The 14,871-nt window shown below is 64.2% G+C and carries 11 protein-coding genes; 10 read left to right on the forward strand and 1 reads right to left on the reverse strand.

The genetic code is table 11. From position 1 onward, the window contains the following. Positions 1 to 116: 116 nt before the first annotated feature. From LCW13_RS04730 to acpS, 8 genes are all read left to right on the forward strand, one after another. Positions 117 to 1,532, forward strand: coding sequence for a DegQ family serine endoprotease (locus LCW13_RS04730; protein WP_043331870.1), 1,416 nt, complete (start codon positions 117 to 119; stop codon positions 1,530 to 1,532). Between the two features lie 321 nt (positions 1,533 to 1,853). Then, a complete protein-coding gene (lepA, locus tag LCW13_RS04735) occupies positions 1,854 to 3,674 on the forward strand; it encodes a translation elongation factor 4 (protein ID WP_043331869.1) in 1,821 nt (606 codons plus the stop codon). Positions 3,675 to 3,729: 55 nt separating this feature from the next. Beyond that, positions 3,730 to 4,533, forward strand: coding sequence for a signal peptidase I (gene lepB, locus LCW13_RS04740; RefSeq protein ID WP_054554987.1), 804 nt, complete (start codon positions 3,730 to 3,732; stop codon positions 4,531 to 4,533). 340 nt (positions 4,534 to 4,873) lie between these two features. After that, complete coding sequence (rnc, locus tag LCW13_RS04745; RefSeq protein ID WP_043331866.1) at positions 4,874 to 5,566, forward strand: ribonuclease III; 693 nt, start codon at positions 4,874 to 4,876, stop codon at positions 5,564 to 5,566. A gap of 92 nt (positions 5,567 to 5,658) precedes the next feature. Beyond that, positions 5,659 to 6,603: a GTPase Era gene (gene era, locus LCW13_RS04750; RefSeq protein ID WP_052384345.1), complete on the forward strand. Its 945-nt coding sequence runs from the start codon at positions 5,659 to 5,661 to the stop codon at positions 6,601 to 6,603. Positions 6,604 to 6,806: 203 nt separating this feature from the next. After that, positions 6,807 to 7,523, forward strand: coding sequence for a DNA repair protein RecO (recO, locus tag LCW13_RS04755; RefSeq protein ID WP_225347708.1), 717 nt, complete (start codon positions 6,807 to 6,809; stop codon positions 7,521 to 7,523). A gap of 121 nt (positions 7,524 to 7,644) precedes the next feature. Continuing rightward, positions 7,645 to 8,475 (forward strand): pyridoxine 5'-phosphate synthase, encoded by an 831-nt coding sequence (pdxJ, locus tag LCW13_RS04760; protein ID WP_225347709.1) that lies wholly within the window; start codon positions 7,645 to 7,647, stop codon positions 8,473 to 8,475. Continuing rightward, on the forward strand, positions 8,472 to 8,849 hold the full coding sequence (acpS, locus tag LCW13_RS04765) for a holo-ACP synthase (RefSeq protein WP_043331863.1): 378 nt from the start codon (positions 8,472 to 8,474) through the stop codon (positions 8,847 to 8,849). The genes pdxJ and acpS overlap by 4 nt, the downstream gene beginning before the upstream one ends. Positions 8,850 to 8,974: 125 nt before the next feature. Here the strand turns inward: acpS and LCW13_RS04770 are convergent, their stop codons facing one another. After that, the gene (locus LCW13_RS04770; protein WP_225347710.1) at positions 8,975 to 12,217 is read right to left on the reverse strand and encodes a hybrid sensor histidine kinase/response regulator; all 3,243 of its coding nucleotides are present in this window, start codon (positions 12,215 to 12,217) and stop codon (positions 8,975 to 8,977) included. A 221-nt stretch (positions 12,218 to 12,438) separates the two neighbouring features. Here LCW13_RS04770 and cysM point away from each other — a divergent pair, with 221 nt between their 5' ends. Beyond that, the gene (gene cysM, locus LCW13_RS04775; protein WP_225347711.1) at positions 12,439 to 13,425 is read left to right on the forward strand and encodes a cysteine synthase CysM; all 987 of its coding nucleotides are present in this window, start codon (positions 12,439 to 12,441) and stop codon (positions 13,423 to 13,425) included. Then, on the forward strand, positions 13,425 to 14,828 hold the full coding sequence (locus tag LCW13_RS04780) for an RsmD family RNA methyltransferase (protein ID WP_225347712.1): 1,404 nt from the start codon (positions 13,425 to 13,427) through the stop codon (positions 14,826 to 14,828). The genes cysM and LCW13_RS04780 overlap by 1 nt, the downstream gene beginning before the upstream one ends. The last annotated feature ends 43 nt before the right edge of the window (positions 14,829 to 14,871 follow it).

Raw genomic sequence — 14,871 nt, forward strand, 5'->3', positions numbered from 1 at the left:
ACGCTTCGACGTCAATGAGAAGGACGCCGCCAGCGATGTGACGCTGCCATCGTCAGTAGTTGCGTGATTGCACGCCTGATAACAAGTGATGACAGGACGTACCAGGAGCCGCACTGATGAAATCCCTTTCCCGCCTGATGGTACCTGCCTTGGCCATGGCTGCCCTGATGGGCTCCCAGCTGGTTCAGGCTCGTGAATTGCCCGACTTCACCCAGCTGGTCAAGGACTCGGCGCCCGCGGTGGTCAATATCGCGACCACCACCGAGATCCAGCGCAGCTCGGGGCCGGTGTTCCGTGGGCCCAATGGCGAAGAGATGCCCGAATTCTTCAAGCGCTTCTTCGGTGATCAGCTGCCTGGTCCGGGCCGCGGGGGCGTCGAGAAGCGCTCCAGTCTCGGGTCTGGCTTCATCATCTCCGATGATGGCTACATTATGACCAATGCCCACGTCATCGACGGTGCCGATGAGGTGATGGTGCGCCTCAACGACCGCCGCGAACTCAAGGCGCAGGTGGTCGGTGAGGACAAGAAGACCGATATCGCGCTACTCAAGGTCAAGGCGGAAGACCTGCCGACCTTGCCGATGGGCGACAGTGATGCGCTGGAAGTCGGCGAATGGGTGGCCGCGATCGGCTCACCGTTCGGCTTCGATCATTCCGTCACCGCCGGTATCGTCAGCGCCATCGATCGCACCCTGCCGTCGGACGCCTATGTGCCGTTCATCCAGACGGATGTAGCGATCAATCCGGGCAACTCCGGTGGGCCGCTGTTCGATCTCGATGGCGATGTGGTGGGCATCAACTCCCAGATCTATACCCGCTCCGGCGGCTTCATGGGCGTGAGCTTCGCGATTCCGATCAATGTGGCGATGGATGTCGCCGACAAGCTCAAGACCGATGGACGCGTGGATCGCGGCTGGCTGGGCGTCGTCATTCAGCCGGTCTCCAAGGACCTGGCCGAATCCTTCGGGCTGGACCGTGCGCGCGGTGCGCTGATCGCCGATCTTGATCCGGATGGCCCTGCTGCCGCCGCTGGCCTCAAGAGTGGCGACATCATCACCGCCGTCGATGGCAAGGCGGTCGAGAGCTCGGCTTACCTGCCGCGCATGGTCGGCGCCAGCTCGCCGGGCGATTCGCTCAAGCTCTCCATCCTGCGCGATGGCAAGAGCCAGACGCTGACCGCCAAGGTCGGCCATTGGCCGGGCAGTGAGCAGGCGCATGCCGCCAAGGCCAGTGACGACAAGCAGGGGCTGGGCGTTGCGGTGGCAGAGCTCGACAAGGCCAGCTTGAACGAGCTCAACCTCGATCACGGGGTGCGCGTGATGGAAGTCGACCCGCAGGGCGTGGCTGCCGAGGCAGGCATCAGCGCTGGCGATGTGCTGGTCGAACTCAATCAGCAGCCGTTGACCAGCGTGCAGGCGCTGCGCGATGTGGTCGCCAAGCTGCCGACCAACCGTCCGGTCTCGCTGCGCCTGGTGCGCAATGGTCGCCCGCTGTACATCGCACTGCGCATGCGTGCCGACAGCGACAAGTGATCCCGCCAGCGCCTGACGCAAGCGTCAAGAACTTGAGCGACGAGCGCGCAGGCAACAGAAGGTGACCGCCACCGGCACGAAGGCGGTCACTCCGGTAGCAGACGGGGCGCACGGGCGACTGTGCGCCCCGTCTGCTGCCGGGCGGCCCTGCGGTTCACCCGAGTTCAGGCGGGTTGTGACAGGGCCGGAGGGGCGCAAAAGGCAACGCCTTCTATCATCGCTTGTGGTCGGACTGTACAATGCGTGCAATTCGATTTCCGTCGTCTCCCGTGTTGGCCGTGTGATTTCACGGAGACGGGCACAAATACAGAGCAGTGATCCATGACCGAACGCGTAACGCCGCCGTCCTTGAAGCATATCCGCAACTTCTCAATCATCGCCCACATTGACCACGGCAAGTCCACGCTGGCTGACCGCATCATCCAGCTGTGCGAAGGCTTGAGCGACCGTGAGCTCAAGGAGCAGGTGCTTGACTCGATGGACATCGAGCGTGAGCGCGGCATCACCATCAAGGCGCAGTCGGTGACCCTCGACTACCACGCTGACGATGGCAATACCTATCAGCTGAACTTCATCGATACGCCGGGCCACGTTGACTTCTCCTATGAAGTCTCGCGCTCGCTGTACGCCTGTGAAGGGGCGCTGCTGGTGGTCGATGCCGGCCAGGGCGTCGAAGCCCAGTCGGTGGCCAACTGCTACACCGCCATCGAGCAGGGCCTCGAGGTGCTGCCGGTCCTCAACAAGATGGATCTGCCGCAGGCGGACCCGGAAAAGGTCTCCCAGGAGATCGAGGAGATCATCGGTCTGGACGCGACGGATGCCTGTCAGGTGTCGGCCAAGTCCGGCATGGGCATGGAAGCGCTGCTCGAGCGTCTGGTGCGTGACATTCCGCCGCCCAAGGGCGATCCGGAGGCACCGCTGCAGGCGCTGATCATCGATTCCTGGTTCGACAACTATCTCGGCGTCGTCTCGCTGGTGCGTATCTTCGACGGTACCCTGAAGAAGGGCGAGAAGATCCGCCTGAAGTCCACCGGCCGTGACTGGGAAACCGGCGCGATCGGTATCTTCACGCCCAAGCGCAAGGAAACCGGCGTGCTGCGCGCCGGTGAGGTCGGCTTCATCGTCGCCGGTATCAAGGACATCATGGGCGCGCCGGTGGGTGACACCATCGTGCACACCAAGACCGCCGACAAGGTCGAGCGTCTGCCGGGCTTCCAGAAGGTCAAGCCGCAGGTCTATGCCGGCATGTTCCCGATCAGCTCCGATGACTACGAGGACTTCCGTGATGCGCTGCAGAAGCTGGCGCTCAACGATGCCTCGCTGGACTACGAGCCGGAGAACTCCGACGCGCTGGGCTTCGGTTTCCGTGTCGGCTTCCTCGGCACCCTGCACATGGAGATCATCCAGGAGCGTCTGGAGCGTGAGTACAATCTCGATCTGCTGACCACCGCACCGACGGTGATCTATGAGGTGCTGATGGACAACGGCGATGTGCTGCCGGTGTCCAACCCGTCCAAGCTTCCGGACATGGCCAACGTCGATGAGCTGCGCGAGCCGATCTGCCGCGCTACCATCCTCGTGCCGCAGGAATATGTCGGCAACGTCATCACCGAGTGCGTCAATCGTCGTGGCGTTCAGCTCGACATGCAGTTCCTGGGTAGCCAGATCCAGCTGATCTATGAGCTGCCGATGGCGGAAGTGGTGATGGACTTCTTCGATCGCCTCAAGTCCATCTCCAAGGGCTATGCGTCGCTGGATTACAGCTTCGAGCGCTTCGAGGCGGCCAAGCTGGTGCGTCTGGATGTGCTGATCAACGGCGACCGCGTCGATGCACTGGCGGCGATCATCCACCGTGATCACGCACATGGCCGCGGCCGTCTGCTGGTCGAGAAGATGAAAGAGCTGATTCCGCGTCAGATGTTCGATGTGGCGATCCAGGCTGCCGTCGGTGGCCAGGTCGTGGCACGCTCCACCGTCAAGGCGCTGCGCAAGAACGTCACCGCCAAATGTTACGGCGGCGACGTCAGCCGCAAGAAGAAGCTGCTCGAGAAGCAGAAAGCGGGCAAGAAGCGCATGAAGCAGGTCGGCCGGGTGGAAATTCCCCAGGACGCCTTCCTTGCCGTGCTCAAGATGAACGACTGAGGCAGGCCGCCGTCTGGCGGCTTGCCACCAAGACCCAGGGCAGACAGGGACAACGATGGATTTCTCGCTAGTATTGGTGATTGCCGTAGCGGTAGCCGGCGTGGTGTGGTTGATAGACCTGGTTGCCCTGCGCAGTGCGCGCAAGGCGCGTGTGGCCAAGGCCGAGGCCTCCGTCGAAGGAGAACTGGACGCCGGCACGCGTGAGAAGCTGGCGCGTGACCCGTGGCCGGTGGACTATGCCAAGTCCTTCTTCCCGGTACTGCTGCTGGTGCTGGTGGTGCGCTCCTTCGCGTTCGAGCCGTTCCAGATTCCGTCCGGCTCGATGTTGCCGACGCTCAAGATCGGCGACTTCATCCTGGTCAACAAGTATGACTATGGCCTGCGCCTGCCGGTGGTCGACACCAAGGTGCTGGAAGTCGGCGAGCCGGAGCGCGGTGATGTGATGGTGTTCCGTTTCCCGGAAGATCCGTCCACCAACTTCATCAAGCGCGTCGTCGGTCTGCCGGGCGATACCATTCGCTACGAAGGCAAGCAGCTCTACGTGAATGGTGAGGCCATCGACAAGACATTGAATGCGCGCAACTCCAGTGAACAGTCCGGTGAAGACCTGCTGGATGAGACACTGGGGAAACACGCCCATCAAATCTACAATAACCCTCAGGACCCCGGCCCGCAGATGCGCGAGATCCGGGTGCCGGAAGGCATGTACTTCGTGATGGGTGACAACCGTGATCACTCCAACGACAGCCGCTACTGGGGCTTCGTGCCGGAAGAGAACATCGTCGGCAAGGCGGTGGCGGTGTGGATGCACTGGAAAGAAGGGTTCCCGGACTTTTCCTCGGTACGCCTGATTCATTGATCAGTGCATTGACCGGGCCGCCGAGAGGCGGCCCGGTCGTGTCTGGCAGGGCCACATTGGCCCGCCGGCCTTATCAGTGCGGATTTTCGACATGGGACGATGCGTCGTGCCTGCCATGTCAACCTGCTGTTCATCATGTCGGACCCGTGGCCACAAGCTTGCGGGCAGCGCGGCTGACGAATATCGGATTGGGATGGTGGCAATCGGCAACTCCTCAAGCCGCGTAGGCTTCGGGCATCGCGAGACATGTCGAAGACGACAGGCATCAGCCAGCATGACTGATGCACCATTCGACAGGACGCCCGCGGGCGTCAGCGACAAAAAGAGAGTAGGGAGACCTGTGAGTAGCCCGCTGAATGCCTTTGTAAAGCGTATCGGCCACACCTTCGAGGATGCGAGCCTGCTGGAACTGGCTCTGACTCATCGAAGCTATGGTGGCCAGAACAATGAGCGTCTCGAATTCCTTGGCGATTCCATCGTCAACTTCGTGATCGCCGAAGCGCTGTTTTTGCGCTTCCCCCAGGCCCGTGAAGGCCAGCTGTCGCGCCTGCGTGCGCGCCTGGTCAAGGGCCAGACCCTCGCGGAGCTGGCGCGTGAATTCAATCTCGGCGAGAACCTGCGTCTGGGCTCCGGCGAGATGAAAAGCGGCGGTCACCGTCGCGAGTCCATTCTGGCCGATGCCGTGGAAGCCGTGATCGGCGCCATCTATCTGGACGCCGGCATGCAGGTGGCGCGTGAACACGTGCTGCGCTGGTACGCCACCCGTCTTGAAGCGCTGAATCTTCAGGACACCCAGAAAGACCCCAAGACGCGTCTGCAGGAATTCCTGCAATCGCGTCAGGCGGCACTGCCGCGTTATGAGGTGACCAGCGTCGAAGGCGAAGCGCATTCGCAGACCTTCAGCGTCGATTGCCACGTCGAGATGATCGACACCAAGACCACAGGCGTCGGCTCCAGCCGTCGTCATGCTGAACAGCAGGCGGCCGAGTTCGCGCTGCAACTGCTCGAACCTGCCCGCGGAGGCCGCTCATGAGCCATACCCCAGAAGACAACGTCACCCCGAGCGGCGACGCCCCTGATCACTCCACTGATAACGGCGTCGGCACGCCGGATGCCCTCGAGGGCATGCTGGCCGCCGCCGGTGTCAGCGATCAGCCGCTGCCGGACACCCGCTGTGGCTTCGTCGCCATCGTCGGTCGCCCGAATGTCGGCAAGTCGACGCTGATGAACCACATCCTGGGCCAGAAGGTCTCGATCACCTCGCGTCGTCCGCAGACCACGCGTCACCAGGTGATGGGTATCCACACCGAAGAGGGCACCCAGTGCGTCTTCGTCGATACCCCGGGGATCCACATCATGCAGCGCGATCGCAACAAGGCGATCAACCGCTTCATGAACCAGGCCGCCACCCAGGCGCTGCGTGATGTCGATGCCGTCGTCTTCATCGTCGACCGCACCCGCTGGATGGAAGAAGACCAGATCGTGCTCGAGAAGCTGGCCCACGTGAAGGCGCCGGTGATTCTGGTGGTCAACAAGATCGATTGGCTCAAGGACAAGACCACCCTCGCGCCGTGGCTGCAGAGCCTGCAGGAACGTCGTGACTTCGCGGCCATCATTCCGATGTCGGCCAAGAACGGCACCAACATCGATCTGCTGCTCGAGAACGTGATGAAGCGTCTGCCGCAGGGCGAGCACATGTTCGCGGACGACCAGATCACCAACAAGAGCTCTCGCTTCCTGGCCTCCGAGCTGGTGCGCGAGAAGGTGATGCGTCAGCTGGGCGACGAACTGCCCTACCAGATGACCGTCGAGATCGAGGAATTCAAGACCGATCAGCGCGGCACCCTGCACATCAGCGCGCTGATGATGGTCGAGCGTCAGGGTCAGAAGAAGATCCTGATCGGCGAGAACGGTGAGCGCATCAAGAACATCGGCCGTGAAGCGCGTCTCGAGATGGAACGTGCCTTCGACGCCAAGGTCATGCTGAACCTGTGGGTCAAGGTCAAGCGTGGCTGGTCGGATGACGAGCGTGCCCTGAAGAGTCTGGGTTACACCCACGACAAGGACTGACGACGTCGCGCGAGCGGTGCAGGGCGGTGGCGATCCGAGAGGGTCGCACCTGCCATGTGTCGCCCGTCGTTGATCCGATGTTCTCGCGGCCTCTGCCGCGCACCGCCTGGCCCTGTCCAGGCGGTCTCGTTTCTTGCCAGCCCCTCTGCCAGTCCTTCTGCCAGCTTTTTTTGCCAAGCCACCGTCTGACGTGAGCCTGCCTGATGACGCCGCAACCGGCCTTCCTGCTGCATCGCAAGCCTTACCGTGAAACCAGTGCCATCATCGAATTGCTGACCCTCGAACACGGAAGGGTGCGCGCGGTGGCGCGTGGCGTTCAGCGCCCGGGCAGCAAGGCGCGTGCACGACTGCAGCCGTTCACGCCCTTGCATGTCACCTGGCGTGGCGAGAGCGATCTCAAGACTCTCAACCTGATGGAGACCGGCGGCAGTGCCAGTCTGCTGGCGGGCGAGGGGCTGCTGTGCGGGTTCTACGCCAATGAGCTTTTGACCCGCACGCTGCCGGTGGAAATGCCGGTGCCGGAGCTGTTCGCGCTCTACTCGCTGACATTGGATGAGGTGGCACTGCCCGCCAGACGCGCCCCCGCGCTCAGGCGGCTCGAATACAGCCTGCTGGAAGCGCTGGAACAACTGCCGCAGTTTCGCGCTCTGGATGACAGCCCCTTGATGCCGGATGTGCGCTATGACTATGTGGTCAGTGAGCGACGCTTTCAGGCGCAGCCGCCAGGCGCGGCGGGCATCGAAGGGCGGGCCCTGAAGTTGCTGGCCAGCGAAGACTGGGGCCATCCAGGGCTTGCCCGTGAGAGCCTGTGGCTGGCGCGGCGTGCGCTGGCGCCGCTGCTGGGGGATCGTCCGCTGCGTTCGCGCGAGTTGATGATGCAGCTGACGGCCAGGCGGCGTCAGAGTCGTCAGTCCGACTGACGTCATCAGGCGTGGCGACACTGTCCGGCTGCGGCGTGACGCATGATAGTATTGCGCGACCTGTCTTCGGCATGGCCCTCGTCGCCATGCCTGTTCTCTTGTTCATCGTTAGGAGCTGATCATGCATCCGCTGCGCATCCTGCTCGGGGTCAACATCGACCACATCGCCACACTGCGTCAGGCGCGTGGTACCCGCTATCCGGACCCGGTCCAGGCCGCGCTGGTCGCGGAAGAGGCGGGTGCCGACGGTATCACCGTGCACCTGCGTGAAGACCGTCGCCACATCCAGGAGCGCGACGTGCGCATTCTGGCCGAGGTGCTCAACACGCGCATGAACCTCGAGATGGCCGTCAGCGAAGAGATGCTGGCGCTGGCCGAGGAAGTCCAGCCGGCCAACGTGTGTCTGGTGCCGGAAAAGCGCGAAGAGCTGACCACCGAAGGCGGACTGGATGTCGTCGGTGATCTGGCGCGCATCACCGCCGCCTGTGAGCGTCTGGCAGCGGCGGGCTGTGAAGTCTCGCTGTTCATCGACCCGGAGCCGGAGCAGATCCGTGCCGCCTTCGAAGCCGGTGCGCCGGTCATCGAACTGCATACCGGCGCCTATGCCGATGCCACGGGCGAGACGGCGCGTGTCGAGTTCGAGCGTATCGCGGCCGCCGCGGAGCTGGCCAACGAGCTGGGGCTGGTGGTCAATGCCGGTCACGGTCTCAACTATCACAACGTCGAGGCGATCGCGGGTATCTCCGGGCTCAACGAGCTGAACATCGGTCACGCGATCATCGCGCGCGCCATGTTCGTCGGCCTGAAGGAGGCCGTCATCGAGATGAAGCGTCTGTGTATCGCAGGCCAGGAAGCGGGCCTGATGGCCGCGCTGGATGCGCACGATCATGACCATGACCACGAACACGGTGATGCCCATGAGCATGTGCAGGGCTCAGGCTGCTGCGGATGATCGTCGGCATAGGCACGGACATCGCGCGTATCGAGCGCTTCGAGGCAGGCATGGCGCGCCACGGCGAGCGCTTTGCGCGCCGACTGCTGGGGGAAGAGGAGTTGGCGCGCTTTGCCGATCACCCTCAGCCGGCGGCCTTTCTGGCCAAGCGTTTCGCGGCCAAGGAAGCCTTCGTCAAGGCGCTGGGCACCGGCCTGCGTCAGGGCATGCGCTTCACCCAGATTCAGGTGGTCAACGACGCCCTGGGCAAGCCCTCGCTCAAGCTGTCTGACGAGGCGGAAGCCCTGACCGCGCGGGCGGGTATCCGCCATCTGCACCTGTCGATCAGTGATGAGCGTGATCAGGCCATCGCCTTCGTGGTGCTGGAGCGTTAGCCCTATTCGGTCTGACGCTGTATCGCGCCTGTGAACACGGCGCTCGAAACGACAACGCCACCCCTGCCTTGCGGCAGCGGGTGGCGTTGTCGTTTGTGCAGGACTGGTCTTTCAGGACTGGTCTTTCAGGGCTGGTTTTTGGACTGTGGCTCGCTCGTCTGTGGATTGCTTACCGATGACGAGCCTGTGTCGGAGGGCTCAGCGGGTGCGTCCGAGGGGGCGGTGGCGGACGATGAAGAGGTCTCGACAGAGGACGCTGTCGGCGTCTCAGGCGTCTCACCCGTCTCACCGTCGGGGCTAGCCGGTTCAAGCGGCGCGGCGAGCAAGGCCTTGGCCTCATCGCTGTGCGACCACTGGATCAGGCTGTCGATGGCCGCGAACAGGGCATCGACATCCTCTTCCAGCTGCGACAGGCCGCTGACGCGGATGCGGGTCTCCAGTGCCTCCACCAGCAGCGCCAGACGCGGCACGCCACAGTAGCGGCAGGCGCCGTTGAGATAATGCACGCCATCGAGCATCGCCTCGTTGTCACGCGCCTGCCAAGCGCGGCGGATCCTGGCCTCGCTCTCCGGCAGGCTCTCGATCAAGAGCCCCAGCATCTCCAGAGCCAGGGCCTCGCGGCCTCCGGCCATTTCCACGCCCAGCGCCATGTCGACCACCGGCAGGTCAGCGTCCTGCTCCAGACTGAGCTGACTCTTCGCGGCAGAGCGGGGCAGTGGCGCTACCGGCGATGAGGACTCGGCCTGGCTGGCAGCGTCTTTCACTCCCGGCGGCAAGGCAGTCATCGCCTGACTGCGAGCAGGGCTGCGCGGTTGGTTGCGTTCTGGACTGCGCGATTGGCTGCGGGCAGGGCTGCGCGATTGGCTGGATGACCGCGCGGCCTGCGGTGGCGGGTTCAGCGAAATGCCCAGATGACGGCTGAGCAGGTTGGCCAGCAGGCCCTCGTCGATGGGCTTGATCAGGTAATCATCCATGCCTTCCGCCAACAGCTCTCGCCGTTCATGCGCCAGTGCATGGGCGGTGAGGGCGATCACCGGCAGGTGGCGGTTGCCCTCGCGATGCTGATGACGCAGCGCCTTGGTGGCTTCCAGCCCGTTCATGCCCGGCATCTGGATATCCATCAGGACGGCATCCACGACCTGCTCCTGAGCCAGCGCCAGCGCCTCTTCGCCACTCTGGGCGGCCAGGGTGTCCAGCCCCATGTCGGTCAACAGCTCCTCGGCCAACAGGCGGTTGGAGGGGTTGTCGTCGACCACCATCACGCACTTGCGAGGCTGCGCAGGCGTTTCCTGGCTCGCAGGCTGGGCGGGGAGCTCAGGCCGCGGGCCGGCCGGTGGTGTCTTGGCAGGCGTGGTGCTCGCGGCAGGCGTGCTGGCTGGCTTGGCGCTCGCATCAGGCGTGGCGATCGGCTTGGCGGCCGGCGCCGTGCTTGCGTCCTGCTCACGTGTGGCCGGCTCGAACGAGGTGAAGGAGGCGCTGCGCGGCGCCTGAGTCGGGTCGCGGTGAGGTGAATGCAGCAGATTGGCCAGCTTGTGGCGCATCTGCAGGCGTGTGACCGGCTTGCTGACCACTTCGTCGATGCCGTACTGCTGCAGGTTCTCGGCGTCGGCGGGCAGGGGCGCGTTCAGCAGACCCAGCACGCGACACGGCAGATGCTTGAGGCGCGCGCCCCATTCATCCAGCCGCTTGAGGTCACGGCTCTCCAGCGCGACCACCACCAGATCCGGCTGCTCTTCGATGCCGACCAGCGTCAGTGACCAGCGGGTCAGCAGGTAACTCAGGGCGCGACGGGTGGCCGAGTGGGGCTCGATCAGGCAGATGCGTTGATGATCGAACACGACTTCGCGCGGGCGCTCCTCGATGCTGCTGACCGCCACCGGCACGCTGAACAGGAAGGTGGAGCCGTGGCCGGGCAGGCTGTCGACCTGGATCTCGCCGCCCATCTGCTCGACCAGTCGCTTGGAGATCATCAGCCCCAGGCCGGTGCCGCCGAACTGGCGTGCCCGTGACGGGTCTCCCTGCGAGAAGGCCTGGAACAGGCGATTGCGCTGGGCGCTATCCATGCCGATGCCGGTGTCTGCCACCGCGATCTTGAGGCGGGTGTTGCTGCCGGACAGATCATCCACCATCACGCGCACGATGACTTCGCCGCGCTCGGTGAACTTGACGGCATTGGCGACCAGATTCGTCACCACCTGCTTGATGCGCAGCGGGTCGCCCTCGAAGCGCTGCGGCACGTCGTCATAGACAAGCCCGAGCAGATGCAGATGCTTGCGATGGGCCTCCGGGGCATGCATGGCGAGCACTTCCTCGATCAGCGGTTCGATGTCCATCTGCACCTTCTCGAGCTCGAGCTTGCCGGCTTCGATCTTGGAGAAGTCGAGAATGTCATTGATCAACGACATCAGGCTCGAGGAGGCATTCTGCATGTGGCCCAGCCAGTCGCGCTGGCGGTTGTCCAGATCGCTGCGCCCCAGCAGGTTGCTGAAGCCGATGATGCCGTTGAGCGGCGTGCGGATCTCATGGCTCATGTTGGCCAGGAATTCCGACTTGATGCGGTTGGCTTCCAGCGCCTTGCGCCGCGCCATGTCGAGCTCGATGTTCTTGATCTCGACGGTTTCCATCGACTCGTGCAGGTCCTGGGTGGTCTGTTCGATCTGGTCCTGCATGTCCTCGCGCGCGCGCTTGAGCTGCTCGACGCTGCGGTTGTAGTTCTCGGCCAGCTCGCTGAGATCGTCATTGCCTGCCACCGGCAGCTGGCGGTGTGTCTCGCCGCGCGCCAGACAGGTGAGGGCCTCGCCCAGCTCATGCAGCGGCTGCAGCATGCGGCGCGAGCCATGGAAGGCCAGCAGCAGCAGCGCCAGCCCGAAGACCAGATTGGCCAGCCCGTAGCCGACCAGCAGCTGGTAGCGATGCAGCACCAGGCGGGTGTCGGAGGCCTCCAGTACCAGCCACGACATCTGCTCGCCGCGCTGCGTCTCGCGCCACGGGTCGATGACCGGCATCACCATCACCAGCGAGTCCGGGTCCGAGGGGTAGGCCTGACTCTCGACCAGCGTGCTGGTTTCCGGACGCTGGCTAGGGCCGAGATGCAACAGGGCGCCGCCGTTGGCGGTGCGCAGCGTCAGGGCGCGCACGTCGCGCTGGTCGATCAGCATCTGGGCCTGCTCGTGCAGGCGCTGGTCGTCAGCGGCGAGGGCGGCGTTGGCCATGCCCGGCATGATGGCCTGCATGCTGGCCTGCAGGCGCTCCATCATGGCCAGGCGCTCACCGCTGATCTCGCGGTCCACCGCATACAGGCTGAACATCAGGCTGGTGGCGAGGGGCAGCAGCAAGAGGGCAAGCTGGAATCGGGTACGAAGCAGCATGGCAATCCATCGTCAAAGGGCGAACGAGCATCAGCGGTCAGCATACCTCGCGCTCTTGAGCGAAGCGATGGCGAGCGCCCTGACAGGGCTGGGCGGGAGCGATATACTGCGCGCATCATCTACACCCCGACGCGGCCCCCCGTTCGTCCTTGGTCCCGATGCCAGCGCCTGACCGCTGTCATTCGGCTGTCCGGGCGCGGCGTCTCTGGAGTCTGCCTCTCATGTCTCATCTCAGCGAAACCCCCGGTGACGCCATCCCTGGCGCGTCCGATTATCCCAGTCTTGCAGATGTCGTCGGCAATACGCCGCTGGTGCGCCTGACGCGCATCAGCGCGGGCCGCAACAATGTGCTGCTGGCCAAGCTGGAGGGTCACAACCCCGCCGGTTCGGTCAAGGATCGTCCGGCGCTTTCCATGTTCCAGGAGGCGGAAGCGCGCGGCGAGATCTCTCCCGGCGATACCCTGATCGAAGCGACCTCCGGCAATACCGGCATCGCGCTGGCCATGACGGCGGCCATCAAGGGCTACCGCATGGTGCTGGTGATGCCGGCCAGTGCCTCCAGTGAGCGCAAGCAGGCGATGGGCGCCTACGGGGCCACGCTGATCGAAGCCGATGGCATGGAGCACGCGCGGGACCTGGCCGAGGGGATGATCGCGCGTGGCGAGGGCAAGGCGCTGGATCAGTTCGCCAACCAGGACAATCCGCTGTCGCATTACCGCACCACCGGGCCGGAACTCTGGCAGCAGACCCACGGACGCATCACGCACTTCGTGTCCTCGATGGGCACCACCGGCACCATCATGGGCACCTCGCGCTATCTGAAGGAGCAGAATCCGGCCATCGAGATCGTCGGCCTGCAGCCTGCCGAAGGTGCCAGCATCGCGGGTATCCGCCGCTGGCCCGCCGAATATCTGCCGAGAATCTTCGATGCCTCACGCATCGACCGCACGCTGGATATCGGCCAGCACGAAGCCGAAGTCTGCATGCGCCGCCTGGCGCGCGAAGAAGGCATTCTGGCCGGTGTCTCCTCCGGCGGTGCGCTGGCGGGCGCGCTCAAGCTCGCCGAGCAGGTCGAGAATGCGGTCATCGTGTTCATCGTCTGTGACCGGGGAGACCGCTATCTCTCGACAGGCCTCTATACCCAGGACGACGACATGACTCAGCAGGACACGCCCCACAATGAAGCCGTCGCAGGGGAGCGTTCCTGATGGCGCTGCTCGGACAGAAGCGACCGGCGCGCAAGCCGACCCGTCGCGAGAAGGAAGTGGCCAGTCGTGGCACCCGCAATGCCAGCGACGCCGACAGCCAGTGGCTGACGGTCGACCGCCTGGCCCATGACGGGCGCGGCATCGCCCATGACGAGAGCGGCAAGACCCAGTTCATCGATCAGGCCCTGCCCGGCGAGCGCGTGACGCTGGCCATCCACCGCACCCACAAGCGCTTCAATGAGGCGCATGTGCGTGCACGTGACAACGCGGCTGACAGTCGCGTGACGCCGCCCTGTGCCTATTTCGGCAGCTGTGGCGGCTGTGATCTGCAGCATATGGCGCTGGATGCCCAACGCACCCATAAGGTGCAGGTGCTGGGCGAACATGCGACACGCAATGGCGTGACGCTGCCCGAGATTCAGCCGCTGGGCGATGATGAAAGCCGTTATCGCCGTCGCGCGCGTATCGGCGTACGCGTGACCGATGCCGGAGAGTTGCAGTTCGGCTTCCGGGGACGCGGCAGCAACCAGCTGGTCGATATCACCACCTGCAGCGTGCTGGTGCCGGAGCTGGACCGCCTGCTCGCGCCGCTGCGTGAGCTGATCGAGAGCCTCGAGGCACCCAAGCGTCTGGGTCATCTGGAGCTGACCGCTGCCGAAGGGCAGGTCATCGTGGTGGTGCGCCAGCTCAAGGCGGTGCCGCGTGATGCGCAGCGCTGGCAGGCCTTCGCCGAGCAGCACGGCCTGGTGGTCGGCTGGCGGGTCGGACGTGATCCGGTGGTGCTGGAGTGGCTGTCGGGCACGCCGAACGCCGCGTATTCGCTGAGTGTCGGCGCAACGACGCTGCGTCTTGCCTTCTCGCCGGGCGACTTCGTGCAGGTCAATGCGGCGCTCAATCAGCGCCTGATCGACACCGCCTTCGAATGGCTGAGCGACGTCAGTGGCCTCAAGGTGATGGACCTCTACGCCGGTGTCGGCAACCTGACCCTGGCGGCTGCCGCGGCCGGCGCCAGTGAGGTGACGGGCATCGAGGGCAGTCAGGGCATGGTCGATCAGCTGATGGTCAATGCCGAAGCCAACGGACTGGCTCAGGTGAGTGCACGTCGAGCGGACCTGAGCAAGGCCCTGCCGTCACTCGAGGGTATCGACCTTCTGGTACTAGACCCGCCGCGTGATGGCGCTCAGCCTCTCTGCGAGGAGCTGGCACGTGATCTGCATGCTGGGAGGGTCAGCCGAGTGCCGCAGCGTGTGCTGTACATCGCCTGTGACCCGACCACGTTGATGCGTGATGCACGGCTGTTGCAGGACGCCGGTTATCGCGTCACGCGTGCCCTGATGGCGGACATGTTCGTTCACACGGCACATCTGGAATCGATGTTGCTGCTGGAGCGGGCGGAAGACTGAGGCGGTGCCCTCGGGCACTGTCATCAAGATGGCAAGATATTCA

The sequence above is a fragment of the Cobetia amphilecti genome (assembly GCF_020217465.1).
GTDB classification, from domain to species: domain Bacteria; phylum Pseudomonadota; class Gammaproteobacteria; order Pseudomonadales; family Halomonadaceae; genus Cobetia; species Cobetia amphilecti.

What these genes read in the sequence shown, in the direction of transcription:
- recO (WP_225347708.1), top strand. Translation starts at nt 6,807, where the DNA reads ATGACGCCGCAACCGGCCTTCCTGCTGCATCGCAAGCCTTACCGTGAA.
- lepA (WP_043331869.1), top strand. Translation starts at nt 1,854, where the DNA reads ATGACCGAACGCGTAACGCCGCCGTCCTTGAAGCATATCCGCAACTTC.
- cysM (WP_225347711.1), top strand. Translation starts at nt 12,439, where the DNA reads ATGTCTCATCTCAGCGAAACCCCCGGTGACGCCATCCCTGGCGCGTCC.
- era (WP_052384345.1), top strand. Translation starts at nt 5,659, where the DNA reads ATGCTGGCCGCCGCCGGTGTCAGCGATCAGCCGCTGCCGGACACCCGC.
- pdxJ (WP_225347709.1), top strand. Translation starts at nt 7,645, where the DNA reads ATGCATCCGCTGCGCATCCTGCTCGGGGTCAACATCGACCACATCGCC.
- LCW13_RS04780 (WP_225347712.1), top strand. Translation starts at nt 13,425, where the DNA reads ATGGCGCTGCTCGGACAGAAGCGACCGGCGCGCAAGCCGACCCGTCGC.
- lepB (WP_054554987.1), top strand. Translation starts at nt 3,730, where the DNA reads ATGGATTTCTCGCTAGTATTGGTGATTGCCGTAGCGGTAGCCGGCGTG.
- LCW13_RS04730 (WP_043331870.1), top strand. Translation starts at nt 117, where the DNA reads ATGAAATCCCTTTCCCGCCTGATGGTACCTGCCTTGGCCATGGCTGCC.
- acpS (WP_043331863.1), top strand. Translation starts at nt 8,472, where the DNA reads ATGATCGTCGGCATAGGCACGGACATCGCGCGTATCGAGCGCTTCGAG.
- LCW13_RS04770 (WP_225347710.1), bottom strand. Translation starts at nt 12,217, where the DNA reads ATGCTGCTTCGTACCCGATTCCAGCTTGCCCTCTTGCTGCTGCCCCTC.